The organism is Streptomyces sp. SBT349 (assembly GCF_001083795.1).
GTDB lineage: Bacteria > Actinomycetota > Actinomycetes > Streptomycetales > Streptomycetaceae > Streptomyces.
This window is the reverse complement of record NZ_LAVK01000184.1, coordinates 1-14,969: the sequence shown is the minus strand read 5'-3', so window position 1 is coordinate 14,969 and position 14,969 is coordinate 1. Positions and strand designations below refer to the sequence as shown.

Sequence of the window (14,969 nt, the reverse complement as noted above, 5' to 3'; positions counted from 1 at the left end):
GGCTGGATGAGGCCATGGGCATGCTCCCTGGGGTGCGACGGCTGTCGGCTATGCGTTTCGTGACGAAGCGCACCGGATCAGCCTAACGGCCGGGGGGCCGCGGCCGGGAGAGGTGCGGCCGGTGGTGCGGCCGTAGACTCGTTGGCGCTCCAACGGGTATCGACATGGTCCGCTATCGTTCGGCATTGTCGAACCACGGCGAGAACGGCTAGGGACAGGAGGCCGGTCATGGCTCGGACCATCCAGTCGCTGGAGCGTGCCGCCGCGGTGCTGCGGCTCCTCGCCGGGGGTGAGCGGCGCCTCGGCCTGTCCGACATCGCCTCCGCCATTGGGCTGGCCAAGGGCACCACGCACGGGCTGCTGCGGACGCTGGCGCAGGAGGGCTTCGTCGAGCAGGACGCCGGATCGGGCAAGTACCAGCTGGGCGCCGAGCTGCTGCGGCTGGGCAGCAGCTACCTGGACATGCACGAGCTGCGCTCCCGGGCGCTGGTGTGGACGGACGACCTGGCGCGCGCCAGCGGCGAGAGCGCCTATCTCGGGGTGAGGCACGAGCGGGGCGTGCTGCTGCTGCACCACGTGTTCCGCCCCGACGACAGCCGGCAGGTGCCCGAGGTGGGGGCGTTGCAGCCGCTGCACTCCACGGCGCTCGGCAAGGTGCTCGCCGCCTATGACACGGCGGCGCGCACGGAGGCCATGGAGGGCTCCTTCGAGGCGTTCACCGAGCTGACGGTGGTGGACCCCGGGGGCTTCGACGCGGAGCTGGAGCGGGTGCGGGCGCACGGCTGGGCGAGTGACGTCGGCGAGACGTGGGACGGCGTGGCCTCGATCGCGGCCCCGGTGCTCGATCGCCGCAGAAGGGCCGTGGGCGCGGTCGGCATCATGGGGGCGGTGGAGCGCATGCAGGCGGACGGGGTGCTCAGGCCGTGGCTGATCGCCGCGGTGCGGGACTGCGCCCGTTCCGTGTCGCGCGACCTGGGAGCCGGGCGCTTCTAGGACAATCCAGGCAGCCGAGAGTTATCTGCCGCACGCCCCTTGACGGCAGTGATGGCCGAGGAGAAAACTGCCGTGCGATGGTCGACATTGCCGAACGCTGGACGTACGTCGGCCGCCCGGACCCGATCAGGAGCCGCCGTATGACCGACACCAACGAGTACATCGCCGCCATCGACCAGGGCACCACGTCGAGCCGCTGCCTGATTTTCGACCGGGACGGGCGCGTCGTCTCGGTCGCCCAGCAGGAACACGAGCAGTTCTTCCCCAAGCCCGGCTGGGTGGAACACGACGCCGCGGAAATCTGGACCAACGTCCAGGAGGTCATCGCCGGGGCCCTGGCCGAGGCGAGGATCGCCAAGAGCCAGGTCAAGGCGATCGGCATCACCAACCAGCGCGAGACCACGATGCTGTGGGACAAGGCGACCGGCGAGCCGGTGCACCACGCCATCGTCTGGCAGGACACCCGCACCGACGCCCTCGCCCGGGAGCTGGGCCGCGACGCCGGCATGGACCGCTTCCGCCGCGAGACCGGCCTGCCCCTGTCCTCCTACTTCGCCGGCCCCAAGGTCCGCTGGCTGCTGGACAACGTCGAGGGCCTCAAGGAGCGCGCCGAGCGCGGTGAGCTGCTCTTCGGCACCATGGACTCCTGGGTCATCTGGAACCTCACCGGCGGCACCGACGGCGGCGTGCACGTCACCGACGTCACCAACGCCTCCAGGACCCTGCTGATGGACCTGCGCACCCAGCGGTGGGACGAGCGCCTCTGCGAGGCCATCGGCGTCCCCTCCTCGGTGCTCCCCGAGATCCGCTCCTCCGCGGAGGTCTACGGGCACGCCAAGGGCGGGGCGCTGGAGGGCGTCCCGGTGGCCTCCGCGCTGGGCGACCAGCAGGCGGCGCTCTTCGGCCAGACCTGCTTCGCCGTCGGCGAGGGCAAGTCCACCTACGGCACCGGCACCTTCCTGCTGATGAACACCGGCACCGAGGCCATCAACTCCTACGCCGGGCTGATCACCACCATGGCCTACCGCATCGGCGACCAGCCGCCGGTGTACGCCCTAGAGGGCTCGATCGCCATCACCGGCGCGCTGGTGCAGTGGATGCGCGACCAGCTGGGCGTGATCAAGACCGCGCCCGAGATCGAGGACCTGGCCAAGTCGGTCGACGACAACGGCGGCGCCTACTTCGTGCCCGCCTTCTCGGGCCTGTTCGCGCCGCACTGGCGCGCCGACGCCCGGGGTGTCCTGGCCGGCCTGACGCGTTACGTCACCAAGGGTCACATCGCCAGGGCCGTCCTCGAGGCCACCGCGTGGCAGACCAAAGAGATCGTGGACGCCATGAAGAAGGACTCGGGCACCGAGCTCACCACCCTGAAGGTGGACGGCGGGATGACCGCCAACGACCTTCTGATGCAGACCATTTCGGATGTCCTCGACGTGCCCGTGGTGCGCCCCGAGGTCGCCGAGACCACCTCGCTCGGCGCCGCCTACGCGGCCGGGCTCGCGGTGGGCTTCTGGTCGGACATCGAGGATCTGCGCGCCAACTGGCGCAAGGACGCCGAGTGGTCCCCCGACATGGACCCGGCCGAGCGCGACAAGGAGTACAAGTACTGGCGCAAGGCCGTCGACCGCACCATGGGCTGGCTCGACGACGAGGACTGACCCGGGCGGCCTCGCGCAGGGGCACCGGCCGGCTCGGCGGCCGGTGCCCCTCCGCCGTTCGCGCGTCGCGTACGGTCACGGCCCATGACCCTGCGCAGGCGTACGAAGGCTGCGGGGTGGGCACGGTCACGCCGTAGGCTGGGGCCGCACGGAACAGTTACGGCAGCCGGGCCGGGCATCCCGCCCCGCCCCGGCCGGGAGGAGGCGCTGGGTGATCGAGCTCGACGGAGTTCCCGAGCTGGTCGACCCGGTCATGGTGGCCGCGTTCGAAGGCTGGAACGATGCTGGTGACGCCGCCTCCGCCGCGGTCGCTCATCTGGAGCGCGAGTGGAAGGGCGAGGTGTTCGCGGCGCTCGACGCCGAGGACTACTACGACTTCCAGGTCAACCGGCCGCACATCTGGCTGGACGGCGGCGTGCGCCGCGTCACCTGGCCGACGACCCGCCTGTCCGTGGTCAGGATCGGCTCCGACCACGGCCCGGTCAAACGCCGGGACCTGGTCCTGGTCCGCGGCATCGAGCCCAGCATGCGCTGGCGTTCGTTCTGCAACGAGATCCTCGGCTTCGCGCACGAGTTGGGCGTGGAGATGGTGGTCGTCCTCGGCGCCCTGCTGGGCGACACCCCGCACACCCGGCCCGTTCCGGTCACCAGCGTGACCTCGGACGAGGACCTGGCGCGCACGCACGACCTGGAGGAGTCGCGTTACGAGGGGCCCACCGGCATCGTCGGGATCCTTCAGGAGGCGTGCACCCACGCGGGGGTGCCCGCGGTGACGCTGTGGGCCGCCGTTCCGCACTACGTCGCCCAGCCGCCCAACCCCAAGGCGTCGCTGGCCCTGCTGCACTCGCTGGAGGACCTGCTCGGCCTCGGCATCCCGATGGGCGACCTGCCCGAGGACGCGCGGGCGTGGCAGATCGGCGTGGACCAGCTGGCCGCCGAGGACAGCGAGGTCGCCGACTATGTGAAGTCGCTCGAGGAAGCCAGGGACACGGCCGAGCTGCCCGAGGCCACGGGCGAGGCGATCGCCAAGGAGTTCGAACGGTATCTGCGCCGCCGCGACGGCCAGCCGCCGGCCGGGGACACCAGCTCCTACCTGCGCGATCCCGGCAGCGGGCGGACCAGGCCCCGCAGGCGCCCGCCCGACGGCGAGCAGGGATCCCAGGACCAGGGCCCCGCGGACTCCGACGACTGAGCACTGATCCGCCGGCGGCGTCCGCGGGGCCGCGCGGGCGCTACAGGGCGACGCCGAGGAGGGCGTCCACGGCCCGGGAGACCACCCCGGTGGCTCCGGTGTCCCCGCCGCCGGCCGCGGCCTGGCGCTCCGCCCAGCGGTCGACCGCGGCCAGCGCCGCGGGCGCGTCGAGGTCGTCCGCCAGGGCCGCACGCATCTCCTCCACCACCGCGTCGGCCACGGGGCCGTCGGGGCGCGAGACGGCAGCCCGCCACAGCGAGAGCCGCCGCTCGGCCACCGCCAGCTCCGCGTCCGTCCACTCCCAGTCGGAGCGGTAGTGGTGGGCGAGCGCCGCCAGCCGGATCGCGGCCGGGTCGACCCCGTCCCGGCGCAGCTGTGAGACCAGGACCAGGTTCCCCCGGGACTTCGACATCTTCCCGCCCTCGTACCCGACCATGCCGGCGTGCACATAGGAGCGGGCGTAGGGGTCGGTGCCCGTCAGCACATGGGCGTGCGAGGCGCCCATCTCGTGGTGCGGGAAGGCCAGGTCCGAGCCGCCGCCCTGCACGTCGAAGCCCATGCCGAGCCGGTCCAGCGCGATGGCCACGCACTCGATGTGCCAGCCGGGCCGGCCGCGGCCGAGCGAGCCCCCCTCCCAGGAGGGCTCGCCGGGGCGCGCCGCGCGCCACAGCAGGGGGTCGAGCGGCGACTTCTTGCCCGGCCGCTCGGGGTCGCCGCCGCGCTCCGCGGACAGCTCCAGCATCGTGCCGGTGGCCAGGTGGGACACCGCGCCGAAGTGCCGGTCGGCCTCCACCGAGAAGTAGACGTCGCCGTCCACGTCGTAGGCCGCGCCCGTCTCGCGCAGCCGCTCGACCAGGGGAACGATGCCCGCTATCGATTCGACCGCGCCCACGTAGTCCCGGGGCGGCAGGATGCGCAGCGCCGTCATGTCCTCCCGGAAGAGCGCGATCTCGCGGGCGGCCAGTGCCGTCCAGTCCTCGCCGGTGGCGGCGGCGCGCTCCAGCAGCGGGTCGTCGACGTCCGTCACGTTCTGCACGTAGTGAACCTGGCGCTTGGTGTCGAGCCACACCCGCTGCACGAGGTCGAACGCGAGGTAGGTGGCCGCGTGTCCCAGATGGGTGGCGTCATAGGGGGTGATGCCGCAGACGTAGAGCCGGGCGACGGGACCGGGCGCGAGGGTCACCCGGCGGCCGGTCGCGGTGTCGTGAATCGAGAGATCACGGCCCTGACCGGGCAGAACGGGAACTTCGGAGGCTGGCCAGGCATACATGCCCCGAGCCTAACCGGACGGCGCCGCCGCGACGACAGTGCCGGGCCCGCTCTCACACCAGCGGCCAGGGGATCGCGGGCCACTTCCCGCCCGGGGCCGGGAAGCGCCCTGTGGCCACCAGGGCGGCTGTCCTGGAGCGCAGCGCCTCGCACTCCTCCTCGGTGATCAGCGCGCGCAGGCGGGCGTACAGGGGCCCTTCGTCGGCCAGTTGACCGCCGAGGGCGCGCAGCGCCTCGCGGATGCCCTCGGGCAGGGGCTCGCCGGCCCAGCCCCAGAGCAGGGTGCGCAGCTTGTTCTCCGTGTGGAACGTCACGCCGTGGTCGATGCCGTAGAGGCGGCCGTCGGCCAGCGGCAGCAGACGGCCGCCCTTGCGGTCGGCGTTGTTGATCACGGCGTCCAGCGTGGCGACCCGGCGCAGCCGCTCGTCGTCCGTGTGCACCAGCAGCGCGGTGCGGCCGGCCCCGACCTCGGCGAAGCCGACGGCCTTCCAGCCCGGCTCGGGCTCCCTCGCGTCGATCAGCGCCAGGAACGACCCCGGCCCTCCCGGCTCGCCCACGCCCTCGGTCCCGGGGCCGCCCTCGCCCTCCGCCTCGGCGTCCGGCCCGTCGCCGACCCACAGCTGGCACATGCCGGTGCCGAACGGGCCCTCCCGCAGCACGGTGGGCGGCACCACGCCGAAGCCCAGCGCCCGGGACACCTCGTACGCGGCGACCTCGCGCTGCGCCAGCGTGCCCTCGGGGAAGTCCCACAGCGGGCGCTCCCCCGCGACCGGCTTGTAGACGCAGGCCACGCTCCGCCCGTCCAGCTCGGCGGTGGCGTAGAGCACCGTGTTGGAGGCGTCGGTGATCTGGCCGTGAACCGTCAACTCGCCGCGGGCCAGGACCTCGTCAGCCGTCACATCCGGCTGCGCCGGTATCCGTTCTGACGCGGACATACGTGTCCCTCCGGGTCGAGCGGCAGGCTGCACAGGGGGCAGGGCGGCCGCCCCGCGTTGACGACTTCGAGGGCCCGTTTGGCGAAGGCGCGGGCCATGGTGCCGCTGAGGCGGACGCGCAGCATCGGGGGGCCGTTCTCGTCGTCGCGCAGCAGGCGTTCCTCGGCCTCGGCGAACGCCTCCTCGGACTCGGCGTCCAGCTCCACGAGGGCCTGGGCCTCGACGATCATGCGTTCGTTGTCGCTGTCCCAGGCCAGTGCCATGGTGCCGACCCGGAACTCCTCCTCGACCGGGGCCTCCAGAGGGCCGGTGTCGCCCACCTCGGAGGGCGCCACCGCGGGGACCGTGGTGTTGCCGCCGGAGCGCCGCACCACCTCGTCGAGGAGCTCGTCGATGCGCTCGGCCAGCGCCTCGACCTGAGCCTTCTCCAGAGCGACGCTCGTGGTACGGCCTGCCGCCGTGGCCTGCAGAAAGAAGGTACGGCGGCCAGGCAACCCGACGGTCCCGGCGACAAAGCGTTCGGGAGGGTCGTAGAGGAACACCTGACGGGACACGTACTGCTCCGTGGGATCGACTGCTTGAGACACTGGCACCCTACTGCGCTTCGCGATCACCGTGCCTAGGCACCACCGCCCACCGGAGCCTCGGTGGCCTCGGCGGCGTCGCGGGTGCTCTCCTCGGTGTGCGGCACGAATTCGGTGAGATCGCCGGTGTCCCCGAAGCGCAGCAGCAGGGGCGGGCTGCCGTACCGGATCGCGGTGACGGACGCGGGGTGCGGGGCGATGCGCTGGAACTGGTCGAGGTGGAGGCCGAGGGCGTCGGCCACGATCGCCTTGATGTTGTCCCCGTGGGTGCACATCAGCCAGATGGCATCGGCGCCGTGCTCGGCCGCGATCCTGGCGTCCCAGCCGCGCGCCGCCTCGACCACGCGGGCGTGCATGCCGCGCAGGGACTCGCCGCCGGGGAAGACCGCCGCGGAGGGCTGGCTCCTGACGGTGGCCATCAGCGGCTCCTGGGCGAGCTCCTTGAGCGCGCGGTTGGTCCACTCCCCGTAGTCGCACTCGGTGACCCGCTCGTCGGCGTGCACGGGCAGCCCGGGGCGGGCGTCGCGCAGCGGCGCCAGCGTCTGCACACACCGCTCCAACGGGCTGTGCACGGCGGCGGCCAGCGGGATCCCGGCCAGGCGGACGGGGATCGCGGCGGCCTGGGCGGTGCCGTGGTCGTCGAGCCGCACGCCGGGCGTACGCCCGGCGAGCAGTCCGGCGGAGTTGGCGGTGGTCCGGCCGTGCCGGAGGAGCAGGAGGGTGGGCATGCCGTCAGCGTAAGGCCCCGGCGCCGGGCGCCGCCCCGGCCCCGTCCCACCGCCCGCGGTCAGGCCAGACCGGCGAGTTCCAGGGCCTCGACGCCCGCGCGCAGGCCCGCGACGCGCTCCTCGCGGGTGAAGCCGGCGGGGGCGAGCGACAGGGTGGTCACCCCGGCCTCGGCGAACGCCCGCATCCGGTCGGCGATCCTGGCCACGGGCCCGATCAGCGTGGTGTCGTCGATGAGCCGGTGAGGAACGGCGGCCGCGGCGCCGTCCCTGTCGCGCGCCAGGTAGCGCTCCTGGATCTCGGCGGCCTCCTTCTCGTAGCCCATGCGCTGGGCGAGCCTGTTGTAGAAGTTCTGCTCGCGGCTGCCCATGCCGCCGACGTAGAGGGCCGTGTAGGGCCTGAAGTGGTCGGCCAGGGCCGGGAGATCGTCGCCGACGGCGAGCGGGACGGTCGGCACCACGTCGAAGCCCTCCAGGCTCTTGCCCGCCGTCGCGCGCCCGGCGCGCAACGGCGCGAGCGTGGTCGCCTCGGCGTGCTCGGGGGAGAAGAAGACGAGCAGGGCGCCGTCCGCGATCTCCCCCGTCTGCGCCAGGTTCTTCGGGCCGATGGCGGCGATGTAGAGCGGGATGTGCGGGCGGACCGGGTGGACGGTGAGCTTGATCGGCTTGCCCGGACCGCCGGGCAGTGGCAGCGTCCAGTGCTCGCCCTCGTGGACGAGCCGCTCGCGGGCGAGCGCCTTTTGGACGATCTCCACGTACTCGCGGGTGCGGGCCAGGGGCCGGTCGAACGCGACGCCGTACCAGCCCTCCGAGACCTGGGGTCCGGAGACCCCGAGGCCGAGGCGGAAGCGCCCGCCGGACAGGGTGTCCAGGGTCGCGGCGGTCATCGCGGTCATGGCGGGGGCGCGGGCCGGGATCTGGAGGATGCCGGAGCCGATGTCGATCCGCTCGGTCTGCCCCGCGACCCAGGCCAGCACCGAGGGGGCGTCGGAGCCGTACGCCTCGGCGGCCCAGCACACCGCGTATCCGAGCCGGTCCGCCTCCTGGGCGACGGCGAGATTGTCCGCGTCCATCCCGGCTCCCCAGTAGCCGAGGTTGATCCCGAGGCGCATGTCCGCTCCTTCAGCCCGTGCTTACCCGTCGGTAACCGACCCGTCCCCCGGACTGTATCCCGTGGCCGCAAGTACGCTCAACGCCCATGGATCTCAGGCACCTGGGCCGGACCGGCCTGCGCGTTTCCCGGCTCGGACTCGGCACCCTCACCTGGGGGCGGGACACCGGGGAGCAGGACGCGGCCGAGCTGCTGAAGGCGTTCTGGGCGGCGGGCGGCAGCTTGGTGGACACGGCGGACGTCTACGGGGACGGCGGCGCGGAGTACCTGCTGGGGCGGCTGCTGGGAGGTCTGGTCCCGCGGGAGGACATGGTCATCGCGACCAAGGCGGGGAGCGTGCCCGATCCCGACCGCCGCTTCGACGCCTCACGCGGACACCTGCTGTCCGCCCTCGACGCCTCGCTGGAGCGCCTGAACACCGACCACGTGGACCTGTGGCAGGTGCACGCGTTCGATCCGGCGACGCCGCTCGAGGAGACGTTGCAGGCGCTGGAGATCGCGGTCGGCAGCGGGCGGGCGCGGTACGCCGGGGTCTCCAACTTCTCCGGCTGGCAGCTCGCCAAGGCCGCCACCTGGCAGCTGGCGGCCCAGGGGTCGAGGACCCGGCTCGCCAGCACGCAGATGGAGTACTCGCTGCTCCAGCGGGGCATCGAACGCGAGGTGCTGCCCGCCGCCCTCGACCTGGGGATCGGGGTGCTGCCCTCCTCGCCGCTCGGCCGCGGGGTGCTCACCGGCAAGTACCGGCAGGGCGCCGTGCCGCCCGAATCCCGAGGCGCCTCCGAGACGTTGGCGCCGTTCGTCGCTCCCTATCTGGACGACGCGGCGAGCCGGATCGTGGACGCGGTGGCCATAGCGGCCGACGGGCTCGCGGTCACGCCGTTGCAGGTGGCGCTGGCCTGGGTGCGGGACCGGCCGGGCGTGGCCGCCCCGATCGTGGGCGCGCGGACCGCGCGGCAGCTCGGCGAGGCGCTGTCAGTGGAGGACCTTAGCCTTCCTGATGAGATCCGCCGGGCGCTGGACGACGTCTCCGCGCCCGTGCACCGATATCCCGACCAGGACTGGAGTTCGCTGTGACCGCCGAGAACGACGCGCCGTCCCAGGAGCGGGCCGCCGAACTGCGGGCCGCCGTACGGGCGGTGGAGAGCGGCGAGCGCTCCGCCGACTCGTTCTTCGCCAGGACCGAGCCACCGCGACCCCGGCGGGTGGCGGCGCGGGAGGCGCCCGGCCAGGCCCGTTCCGCGCCGGCGGCGGCGCGGGGGCCGGTCCCCGTGCCCCCCGAGCTGCCGGCGCTGCTGGCGAAGGGCGGGGCGCCCGAGGCGCTGGCCCCGCGGGTGGCCGCGGCGCTGGGCGAGGGGGCCGCCGACGAACTGCGGGAGGACCCCTGGCGGCTGCTCGCGGTGGCGGGTGTCCGCCCCGAGCAGGCGGACGGCTTCGCCCGCGCGCTGCTCGGCGAGGACACCGCGCCGGGGGACGAGCGCAGGACGCGCGCGCTGGTGGCCTCGCTGCTGGAGCGCGCCGCCCGCTCCGGGCACACCGCCCTCGATCTGAGCACCGTCGCGCGGGGCCTGGCCGGGCACGCCGTGCCGGACGCCGACGCGGCGGTGCGCGACGCGGTGGAGGCGGGGGCGGCCCTCGTCTTCCAGCACCCGCTCGCCGAGCGGGACGCCGGGGGCGGGACCGCCGGGGACGGTGGGGACGAGGAGGCGCCGCCGCCGGTCCGGGTGCTGCTCGGCCTGGAGCGGTACGCGATGGCCGAGGAGGGCCTGGCCGACGGCCTGGCCCGGCTGCGCGGCACGTTCACGCCCGTGGGAGAGGAGTGGGGGGCGGCCGTGGCATCGGCACCGCCCTCCGCCGTCGAGTTGATCCGCGCCGCGGCGGGGAGCGCGCTGGTGGTGCACACCGGCGGCGACGCCGCGCGGGCGGAGCCCGCCGCGCTCGTCACCGCCGCCCGCGCCCTCGGGCTGCGGGCCTTCGCGGCGGCGCACGGGCCCGAGGGCCGGCGGCGGCTCGCCGCGCTGCTGCCCGCCGAGGACGCGGAGGCGGCGGTCACGCTGACCGGGCTGCTGACGGGTGAGGAGGGCCCGGGACGGGACGGCGAGGGGCTGCTCGCGGTCGAGGTGCTGGCCGTCCTCGACGCCGGGCAGCTCGGCGTCGAGGACGCCGCCGCGCTGGTCGAGTCGTTGCCGGACGGCGCCCGCCTGGTGCTCAGCGGCGACCCCGGGCTGCTCGGCGGCGCGGGGCCGGGGCAGGTGCTCGCCGATCTGCTCGCGGCCGGGATCTGCCCGCGCGTCGTCTCCAGGACGCCCGACGCCGGGCCGGTCGGGGAGCTGGTCTCCGGCATCGGCGTCGGGGAGCTGTCCGCGGTGGAGGCGCCGGGCCGCGAGATGGTGACCGTCCCGGTGCGGGACGCGGGCGAGGCGGTGCACCGCACGGTGCAGCTGGTCACCGGCTCCATCCCGCGCGCCTTCGGGCTGTCCGCGGACGAGGTGCGGGTGATCACGCCCGGCCACGGGGGCGCGGCGGGCACCCGCGCGCTGAACGCGGCGCTGAAGGAGCGGATCAACCCGGGCCCCGGCGCCTTCGGGGGCTTCGACCCGGGGGACCGCGTCGCCCACCTCCCCGCCCCGGGGCACACGCGCCCGGCGACGGTGGTCGAGGCGGACGCCGAGGGGCTGTGGCTCGAGGGTCAGGACGGCAGGTTCCGTGTGGCCAGGGAGCTGGTGGCGGAGACGGTGCGGCACGGTTGGGCCCTCACCGCCCACCAGGCGGCGGGGACCCGCTGGCCGGCCGCGGTGGTGGTGCTGCCGGGCGACGCGACGGCCGCCCTCGACCGCGCCTGGGTCTACACGGCGTTCAGCCGTGGGGAGCGTCATCTCTCGGTGGTGCAGGGCGTGGGCCCGGCGCTCGCCCGGGCGGTCGCCGAGCCCCCGGCGGGCGAACGGACCACCCGCCTGCGCGCGCTGCTGCGCGAGCAGGCGACGGTCCCCGGCTCCTAGGGCCTGTCTTTCGGATCTTGTCGGACCCGATCGCGTTGTCAGACGCGGTGCGTCGCGAGGCGGAGGATCGCAGCTCGTACTTGTCCGTACTCGCGCGATGCGACAACGCAGCGAGGTGCCGTGGCTGGCAGCGCGATCCCGGGAAGATCCGGAAGACAGGCCCTAAAACTGGTCGGTGGTGGGGTGCTTCAGTCGACCGTGTCGAGGTCGTCCTCCTCGAATGCCTCGCTGATGTCGAAGCGGCACAGGACCCGCTCGGGATCGGCCGCGTCGAAGGGCGCGGCCAGCCACTCGCCGGGCTCGGCCGGCTCCTCGGCCGCCACCACCCAGAGCGTGGAGTCACCCTCCTCCAGGCCGAACTCCTTGTGCCGGCTGGCGATCTCGTCGGGGTCGAACTCGCCGAACAGCACCCCGAGCGCCGCCTGCATGCTGCGGCCGGCCGCCTCGTCGCCGTCGGGGCCGTCCACGTCGGTGGCCTCGGGGTCGAGCTCGGCGACGCGCTGGGCCTGGGCCAGCATCCGCCGGGGCTCGACCACCGTGTAATCCCTCCGGATGAACACGCTCAGCGCGTCGGGCTCGTCAGGGCCCTCGTAGGGAGCGCCGCCGTCCGTCTCGGGTACCTCGAACGGGGTGACCTCGTCGTAGACGTCGTACAGCAGCTCGTCGTACGCCTCACCCGCCGCGGCCATCTCGTTGAAGGCGGCGAACACCGCGGCGTCGTCCTCGGCGCCCGCACCGGGCGCCGAGCTCCGCCGTTCGATGGCGGCGAGGTGCCGGTCGATCGCCTCTTTGAGCGCGTCGGCTGCGGCGCGAACTTGGGCAGCGGTGGGCTGCACGGCATCAGACATGGTGCAGACGGTATCGGCATCCAGGGCTTGCCCGCACAATAGATACGATGCCGGAATACGAGTTTCGCGATGTGTACGTGCCACGGGGGGTCTCCCGTGCCGCCGCCACCCGCCTCCTGACGGAGCACGCCGAGTACGGGCACTGGGAGCTGGCGCGCCTGCGCCTGTATCCGGACGGCAGTCGCAGGGTGCGGCTGCGCCGGCGGATCATCCGACAGCTGAGAGCCACATGGTGACGCCTGGGACCCCCCGCAGGGCGGGTCCCAGGCGTTGAAGGAACGGGCGGTCCGTCAGCCGTGACGGGCCAGCCGTCCGCGCCGGTAGAGCACCACTCCACCGGCCAGCAGACCCGCGCCCAGCGGGAGTGCGGCGCCCAGCGGAAGGCCACCACCGGTGGCGGCCAGCTGCGGGGCCTCGGCCGCCGGCTCCGCCTCGGGCTCGTCGGCGGGCTCCCGCGGCGCCGCGGGACCCTCCTCCTCGGGACCCTCCTCCTCCGGCTCCTCAGGGGCCTCGGGGACCTCAGGCTCCTCCGGCTCCTCGGGGACCTCAGGCTCCTCGGGAGCGGGCGGCGGGGGCAGGGGGGCGTCGTTGGAACAGCCGTTGCCGAAGGCGCTGTTGCCCAGGCCGATGATGTTCACGGAGTTCCCGCAGGCGTTCACCGGCACGTCGACCGGGACCTGCACGTTGTTCCCCGAGGCCACCCCCGGGGATCCGACGGCCGCCCCCTCGGCGTCGGCTCCCTGGTGACCCCCGCCGGGCCGCTGCCCTCCGTCGTCACCTCGGCCCCGGTCGTCGTTGACGCAGTTGTTGCCGAACGCCGGGTTGAGCACGCCGACGACGTTGACCGTGTTCCCGCACACGTTCACCGGAACGTGGACCGGAACCTGGACGGAGTTGCCCGACGCGACGCCGGGCGAGTTGACCGCGGCGCCCGCCGCTCCGGAGTCGGCGTGTGCGCCGGTGGCGGACAAGGCCGCCAGGAGGCCGCTCGCGGCGGCCACAGTGATCAGGCCCTTGGTGGAGACCTGTCGCATGGTGTCTTCCCTGCCTCGTCTTCTCAATGGACGCGGGGTGGGGGCTGAGGGCACCCGCGTCCGCCGTACAGCCGGAACGGTCCCGGAGTGCGTGATGGGCACTCCGGGACCGCGGCTAAGCCCTCAACATGTGGGGGCGAGGCATCACTTGTTGATGCAGACGTTGCCGAAAGCGGGGTTCAGCAGGGCGATAACGTTGATGGTGTTACCGCACACGTTCACGGGAACGTGGACCGGCACCTGAACGACATTACCGGAAATAACACCGGGGGACCCGACCGCGGCAGCTCCAGCGCCCGTGTCCGCAAGGGCCAGTCCGGACCCAGCCAGCACCAGTCCGCTGGTGGCAGCCGCGACGGCCACGACCTTCTTGATCATTCTTCCTCCTTGTTGGCAATGCGGTCCCTGCCGGGGACTGCACTTGCTGCAACGAGAGGAAGGAATCAAGGACACCAATCGTCGTGTTCTTTCACTCACCTTGAGGAATGTCGCACATCAGGACGATTTTCAGGTGATCCGGTACTCACACCGGCGCTAGCACTGGTCCAGGAAACGGTCGAGCACGCGGACGCCAAAGGTCAGGCCGTCAACGGGAACCCGTTCGTCCACGCCGTGGAACATGCCCGCGAAATCCAGCTCCGGAGGCAGCTTGAGCGGCGCGAAGCCGAAGCCCCTGATGCCGAGGTCGTCGAACGACTTGGCGTCCGTTCCGCCCGAGAGCATGTAGGGAACGGCGCGCGCGATGGGGTCCTCCGCCTGGAGGGCGGACTGCATGGCCTCGACCAGCGCGCCGTCGAACGTCGTCTCCACCGCCTTGTCGCTGTGCACGTCCTCGCGCTTGACGCGCGGCCCGAGGACGCGGTCCAGGTCGGCGAGGAACTCCTCCTCGTAGCCGGGCAGGAAGCGCCCGTCCACGTGTGCGGTCGCCTGGCCGGGGATGACGTTCACCTTGTATCCGGCGTCGAGTTGGGTGGGGGCGGCGGTGTTCTGGAGGGTGGCACCGATGATCTTGGCGATGCCGCCCAGCTTGGCGAGGGTCTCGTCCATGTTCTCCGGGTCGAGCTCGGTCCCCAGCGCGTCGGAGAGCTCGTCGAGGAAGGCGCGCACGGTCTTGGTCACGCGCACGGGGAAGGTGTGGCGGCCCAGGCGGGCCACGGCCTCGCAGAGCTCGGTGATGGCGTTGTCGTTGTTGGTCATCGAGCCGTGCCCCGCGGTGCCCTCGACGGTCAGGCGCATCCAGTGCATGCCCTTCTCGGCCGTCTCGATCAGGTACAGGCGCAGGTTCTCGTTGACCGTGAAGGAGAAGCCCCCGACCTCGCTGATCGCCTCGGTGACGCCTTCGAACAGGCCCGGGTGGTTGTCCACCAGGTACCGCGCCCCGTGCAGGCCGCCGGCCTCCTCGTCCGCGAGGAAGGCCAGCACGATGTCCCGCGGCGGCCTGCGGCCGGAGCGCAGGCGGTCCCTGACGACCGCCAGGGTCATCGCGTCCATGTCCTTCATGTCGACCGCGCCCCGGCCCCAGACACAGCCGTCGGCGATCTCGCCGGAGAAGGGGTGGTGGGTCCAGTCGGCGGCGTTGGCGGGAACGACGTCGGTGTGGCCGTGGACGAGGAGGGCGTGCTGG

At 73.2% G+C, this 14,969-nt stretch carries 15 protein-coding genes; 6 read left to right on the top strand and 9 right to left on the bottom strand.

What is annotated here, in order from left to right; translation table 11 throughout:
* Window positions 1–228 precede the first annotated feature (228 nt).
* The 3 genes from ADY01_RS21600 (at window position 229) to ADY01_RS21590 (ending at window position 3,843) form a co-directional block, all read left to right on the top strand.
* Window positions 229–993: an IclR family transcriptional regulator gene (locus ADY01_RS21600; protein WP_049576200.1), complete on the top strand. Its 765-nt coding sequence runs from the start codon at window positions 229–231 to the stop codon at window positions 991–993.
* A 140-nt stretch (window positions 994–1,133) separates the two neighbouring features.
* The gene (gene glpK / locus ADY01_RS21595; RefSeq protein ID WP_049576201.1) at window positions 1,134–2,651 is read left to right on the top strand and encodes a glycerol kinase GlpK; all 1,518 of its coding nucleotides are present in this window, start codon (window positions 1,134–1,136) and stop codon (window positions 2,649–2,651) included.
* Window positions 2,652–2,862: 211 nt separating this feature from the next.
* Window positions 2,863–3,843 (top strand): PAC2 family protein, encoded by a 981-nt coding sequence (locus tag ADY01_RS21590; RefSeq protein WP_049576197.1) that lies wholly within the window; start codon window positions 2,863–2,865, stop codon window positions 3,841–3,843.
* Between the two features lie 40 nt (window positions 3,844–3,883).
* Here ADY01_RS21590 and mshC read toward each other — a convergent pair whose 3' ends face one another.
* The 5 genes from mshC to ADY01_RS21565 all read right to left on the bottom strand — a co-directional run bounded on the left by mshC (window position 3,884) and on the right by ADY01_RS21565 (window position 8,468).
* Window positions 3,884–5,113, bottom strand: coding sequence for a cysteine--1-D-myo-inosityl 2-amino-2-deoxy-alpha-D-glucopyranoside ligase (gene mshC, locus ADY01_RS21585; RefSeq protein ID WP_049576194.1), 1,230 nt, complete (start codon window positions 5,111–5,113; stop codon window positions 3,884–3,886).
* A 52-nt stretch (window positions 5,114–5,165) separates the two neighbouring features.
* A complete protein-coding gene (locus ADY01_RS21580) occupies window positions 5,166–6,047 on the bottom strand; it encodes an SCO1664 family protein (RefSeq protein ID WP_049576190.1) in 882 nt (293 codons plus the stop codon).
* Window positions 6,008–6,601: a DUF3090 domain-containing protein gene (locus ADY01_RS21575; RefSeq protein WP_049576185.1), complete on the bottom strand. Its 594-nt coding sequence runs from the start codon at window positions 6,599–6,601 to the stop codon at window positions 6,008–6,010. The genes ADY01_RS21580 and ADY01_RS21575 overlap by 40 nt, the downstream gene beginning before the upstream one ends.
* 65 nt (window positions 6,602–6,666) lie before the next feature.
* A complete protein-coding gene (locus ADY01_RS21570) occupies window positions 6,667–7,359 on the bottom strand; it encodes an MSMEG_4193 family putative phosphomutase (RefSeq protein ID WP_049576183.1) in 693 nt (230 codons plus the stop codon).
* Window positions 7,360–7,418: 59 nt separating this feature from the next.
* Entirely contained in the window at window positions 7,419–8,468 is a 1,050-nt protein-coding gene (locus tag ADY01_RS21565; RefSeq protein WP_049576180.1) for an LLM class F420-dependent oxidoreductase, read from the bottom strand.
* Window positions 8,469–8,554: 86 nt separating this feature from the next.
* Between ADY01_RS21565 and ADY01_RS21560 the strand changes: the two genes are divergently transcribed.
* Both ADY01_RS21560 and ADY01_RS21555 read left to right on the top strand, forming a co-directional pair.
* Window positions 8,555–9,541, top strand: a complete 987-nt coding sequence (locus ADY01_RS21560; RefSeq protein WP_049576178.1) for an aldo/keto reductase — start codon at window positions 8,555–8,557, stop codon at window positions 9,539–9,541.
* Window positions 9,538–11,463 (top strand): helix-hairpin-helix domain-containing protein, encoded by a 1,926-nt coding sequence (locus ADY01_RS21555; RefSeq protein WP_234320345.1) that lies wholly within the window; start codon window positions 9,538–9,540, stop codon window positions 11,461–11,463. The genes ADY01_RS21560 and ADY01_RS21555 overlap by 4 nt, the downstream gene beginning before the upstream one ends.
* Window positions 11,464–11,651: 188 nt before the next feature.
* Here ADY01_RS21555 and ADY01_RS21550 read toward each other — a convergent pair whose 3' ends face one another.
* Window positions 11,652–12,311: a hypothetical protein gene (locus ADY01_RS21550; protein ID WP_049576173.1), complete on the bottom strand. Its 660-nt coding sequence runs from the start codon at window positions 12,309–12,311 to the stop codon at window positions 11,652–11,654.
* A 47-nt stretch (window positions 12,312–12,358) separates the two neighbouring features.
* On the opposite strand from ADY01_RS21550, the gene ADY01_RS21545 reads away from it, so the two are divergent.
* Window positions 12,359–12,547, top strand: coding sequence for a DUF5703 family protein (locus ADY01_RS21545; protein ID WP_049576171.1), 189 nt, complete (start codon window positions 12,359–12,361; stop codon window positions 12,545–12,547).
* Window positions 12,548–12,601: 54 nt separating this feature from the next.
* On the opposite strand, the gene ADY01_RS41615 is transcribed toward ADY01_RS21545, so the two are convergent.
* From ADY01_RS41615 to ADY01_RS21530, 3 genes are all read right to left on the bottom strand, one after another.
* Window positions 12,602–13,345, bottom strand: a complete 744-nt coding sequence (locus ADY01_RS41615; RefSeq protein ID WP_049576168.1) for a chaplin — start codon at window positions 13,343–13,345, stop codon at window positions 12,602–12,604.
* A gap of 144 nt (window positions 13,346–13,489) precedes the next feature.
* Window positions 13,490–13,723, bottom strand: a complete 234-nt coding sequence (locus tag ADY01_RS21535) for a chaplin (protein WP_049576165.1) — start codon at window positions 13,721–13,723, stop codon at window positions 13,490–13,492.
* A 156-nt stretch (window positions 13,724–13,879) separates the two neighbouring features.
* Window positions 13,880–14,969, bottom strand: a 1,090-nt coding sequence (locus tag ADY01_RS21530; RefSeq protein ID WP_049576162.1) for a M20/M25/M40 family metallo-hydrolase, incomplete at its 5' end; no start/stop codon positions are given.

What these genes read in the sequence shown, in the direction of transcription:
- ADY01_RS21600 (WP_049576200.1), top strand. Translation starts at nt 229, where the DNA reads ATGGCTCGGACCATCCAGTCGCTGGAGCGTGCCGCCGCGGTGCTGCGG.
- glpK (WP_049576201.1), top strand. Translation starts at nt 1,134, where the DNA reads ATGACCGACACCAACGAGTACATCGCCGCCATCGACCAGGGCACCACG.
- mshC (WP_049576194.1), bottom strand. Translation starts at nt 5,113, where the DNA reads ATGTATGCCTGGCCAGCCTCCGAAGTTCCCGTTCTGCCCGGTCAGGGC.
- ADY01_RS21580 (WP_049576190.1), bottom strand. Translation starts at nt 6,047, where the DNA reads ATGTCCGCGTCAGAACGGATACCGGCGCAGCCGGATGTGACGGCTGAC.
- ADY01_RS21570 (WP_049576183.1), bottom strand. Translation starts at nt 7,359, where the DNA reads ATGCCCACCCTCCTGCTCCTCCGGCACGGCCGGACCACCGCCAACTCC.
- ADY01_RS21565 (WP_049576180.1), bottom strand. Translation starts at nt 8,468, where the DNA reads ATGCGCCTCGGGATCAACCTCGGCTACTGGGGAGCCGGGATGGACGCG.
- ADY01_RS21560 (WP_049576178.1), top strand. Translation starts at nt 8,555, where the DNA reads ATGGATCTCAGGCACCTGGGCCGGACCGGCCTGCGCGTTTCCCGGCTC.
- ADY01_RS21550 (WP_049576173.1), bottom strand. Translation starts at nt 12,311, where the DNA reads ATGTCTGATGCCGTGCAGCCCACCGCTGCCCAAGTTCGCGCCGCAGCC.
- ADY01_RS21545 (WP_049576171.1), top strand. Translation starts at nt 12,359, where the DNA reads ATGCCGGAATACGAGTTTCGCGATGTGTACGTGCCACGGGGGGTCTCC.
- ADY01_RS41615 (WP_049576168.1), bottom strand. Translation starts at nt 13,345, where the DNA reads ATGCGACAGGTCTCCACCAAGGGCCTGATCACTGTGGCCGCCGCGAGC.
- ADY01_RS21535 (WP_049576165.1), bottom strand. Translation starts at nt 13,723, where the DNA reads ATGATCAAGAAGGTCGTGGCCGTCGCGGCTGCCACCAGCGGACTGGTG.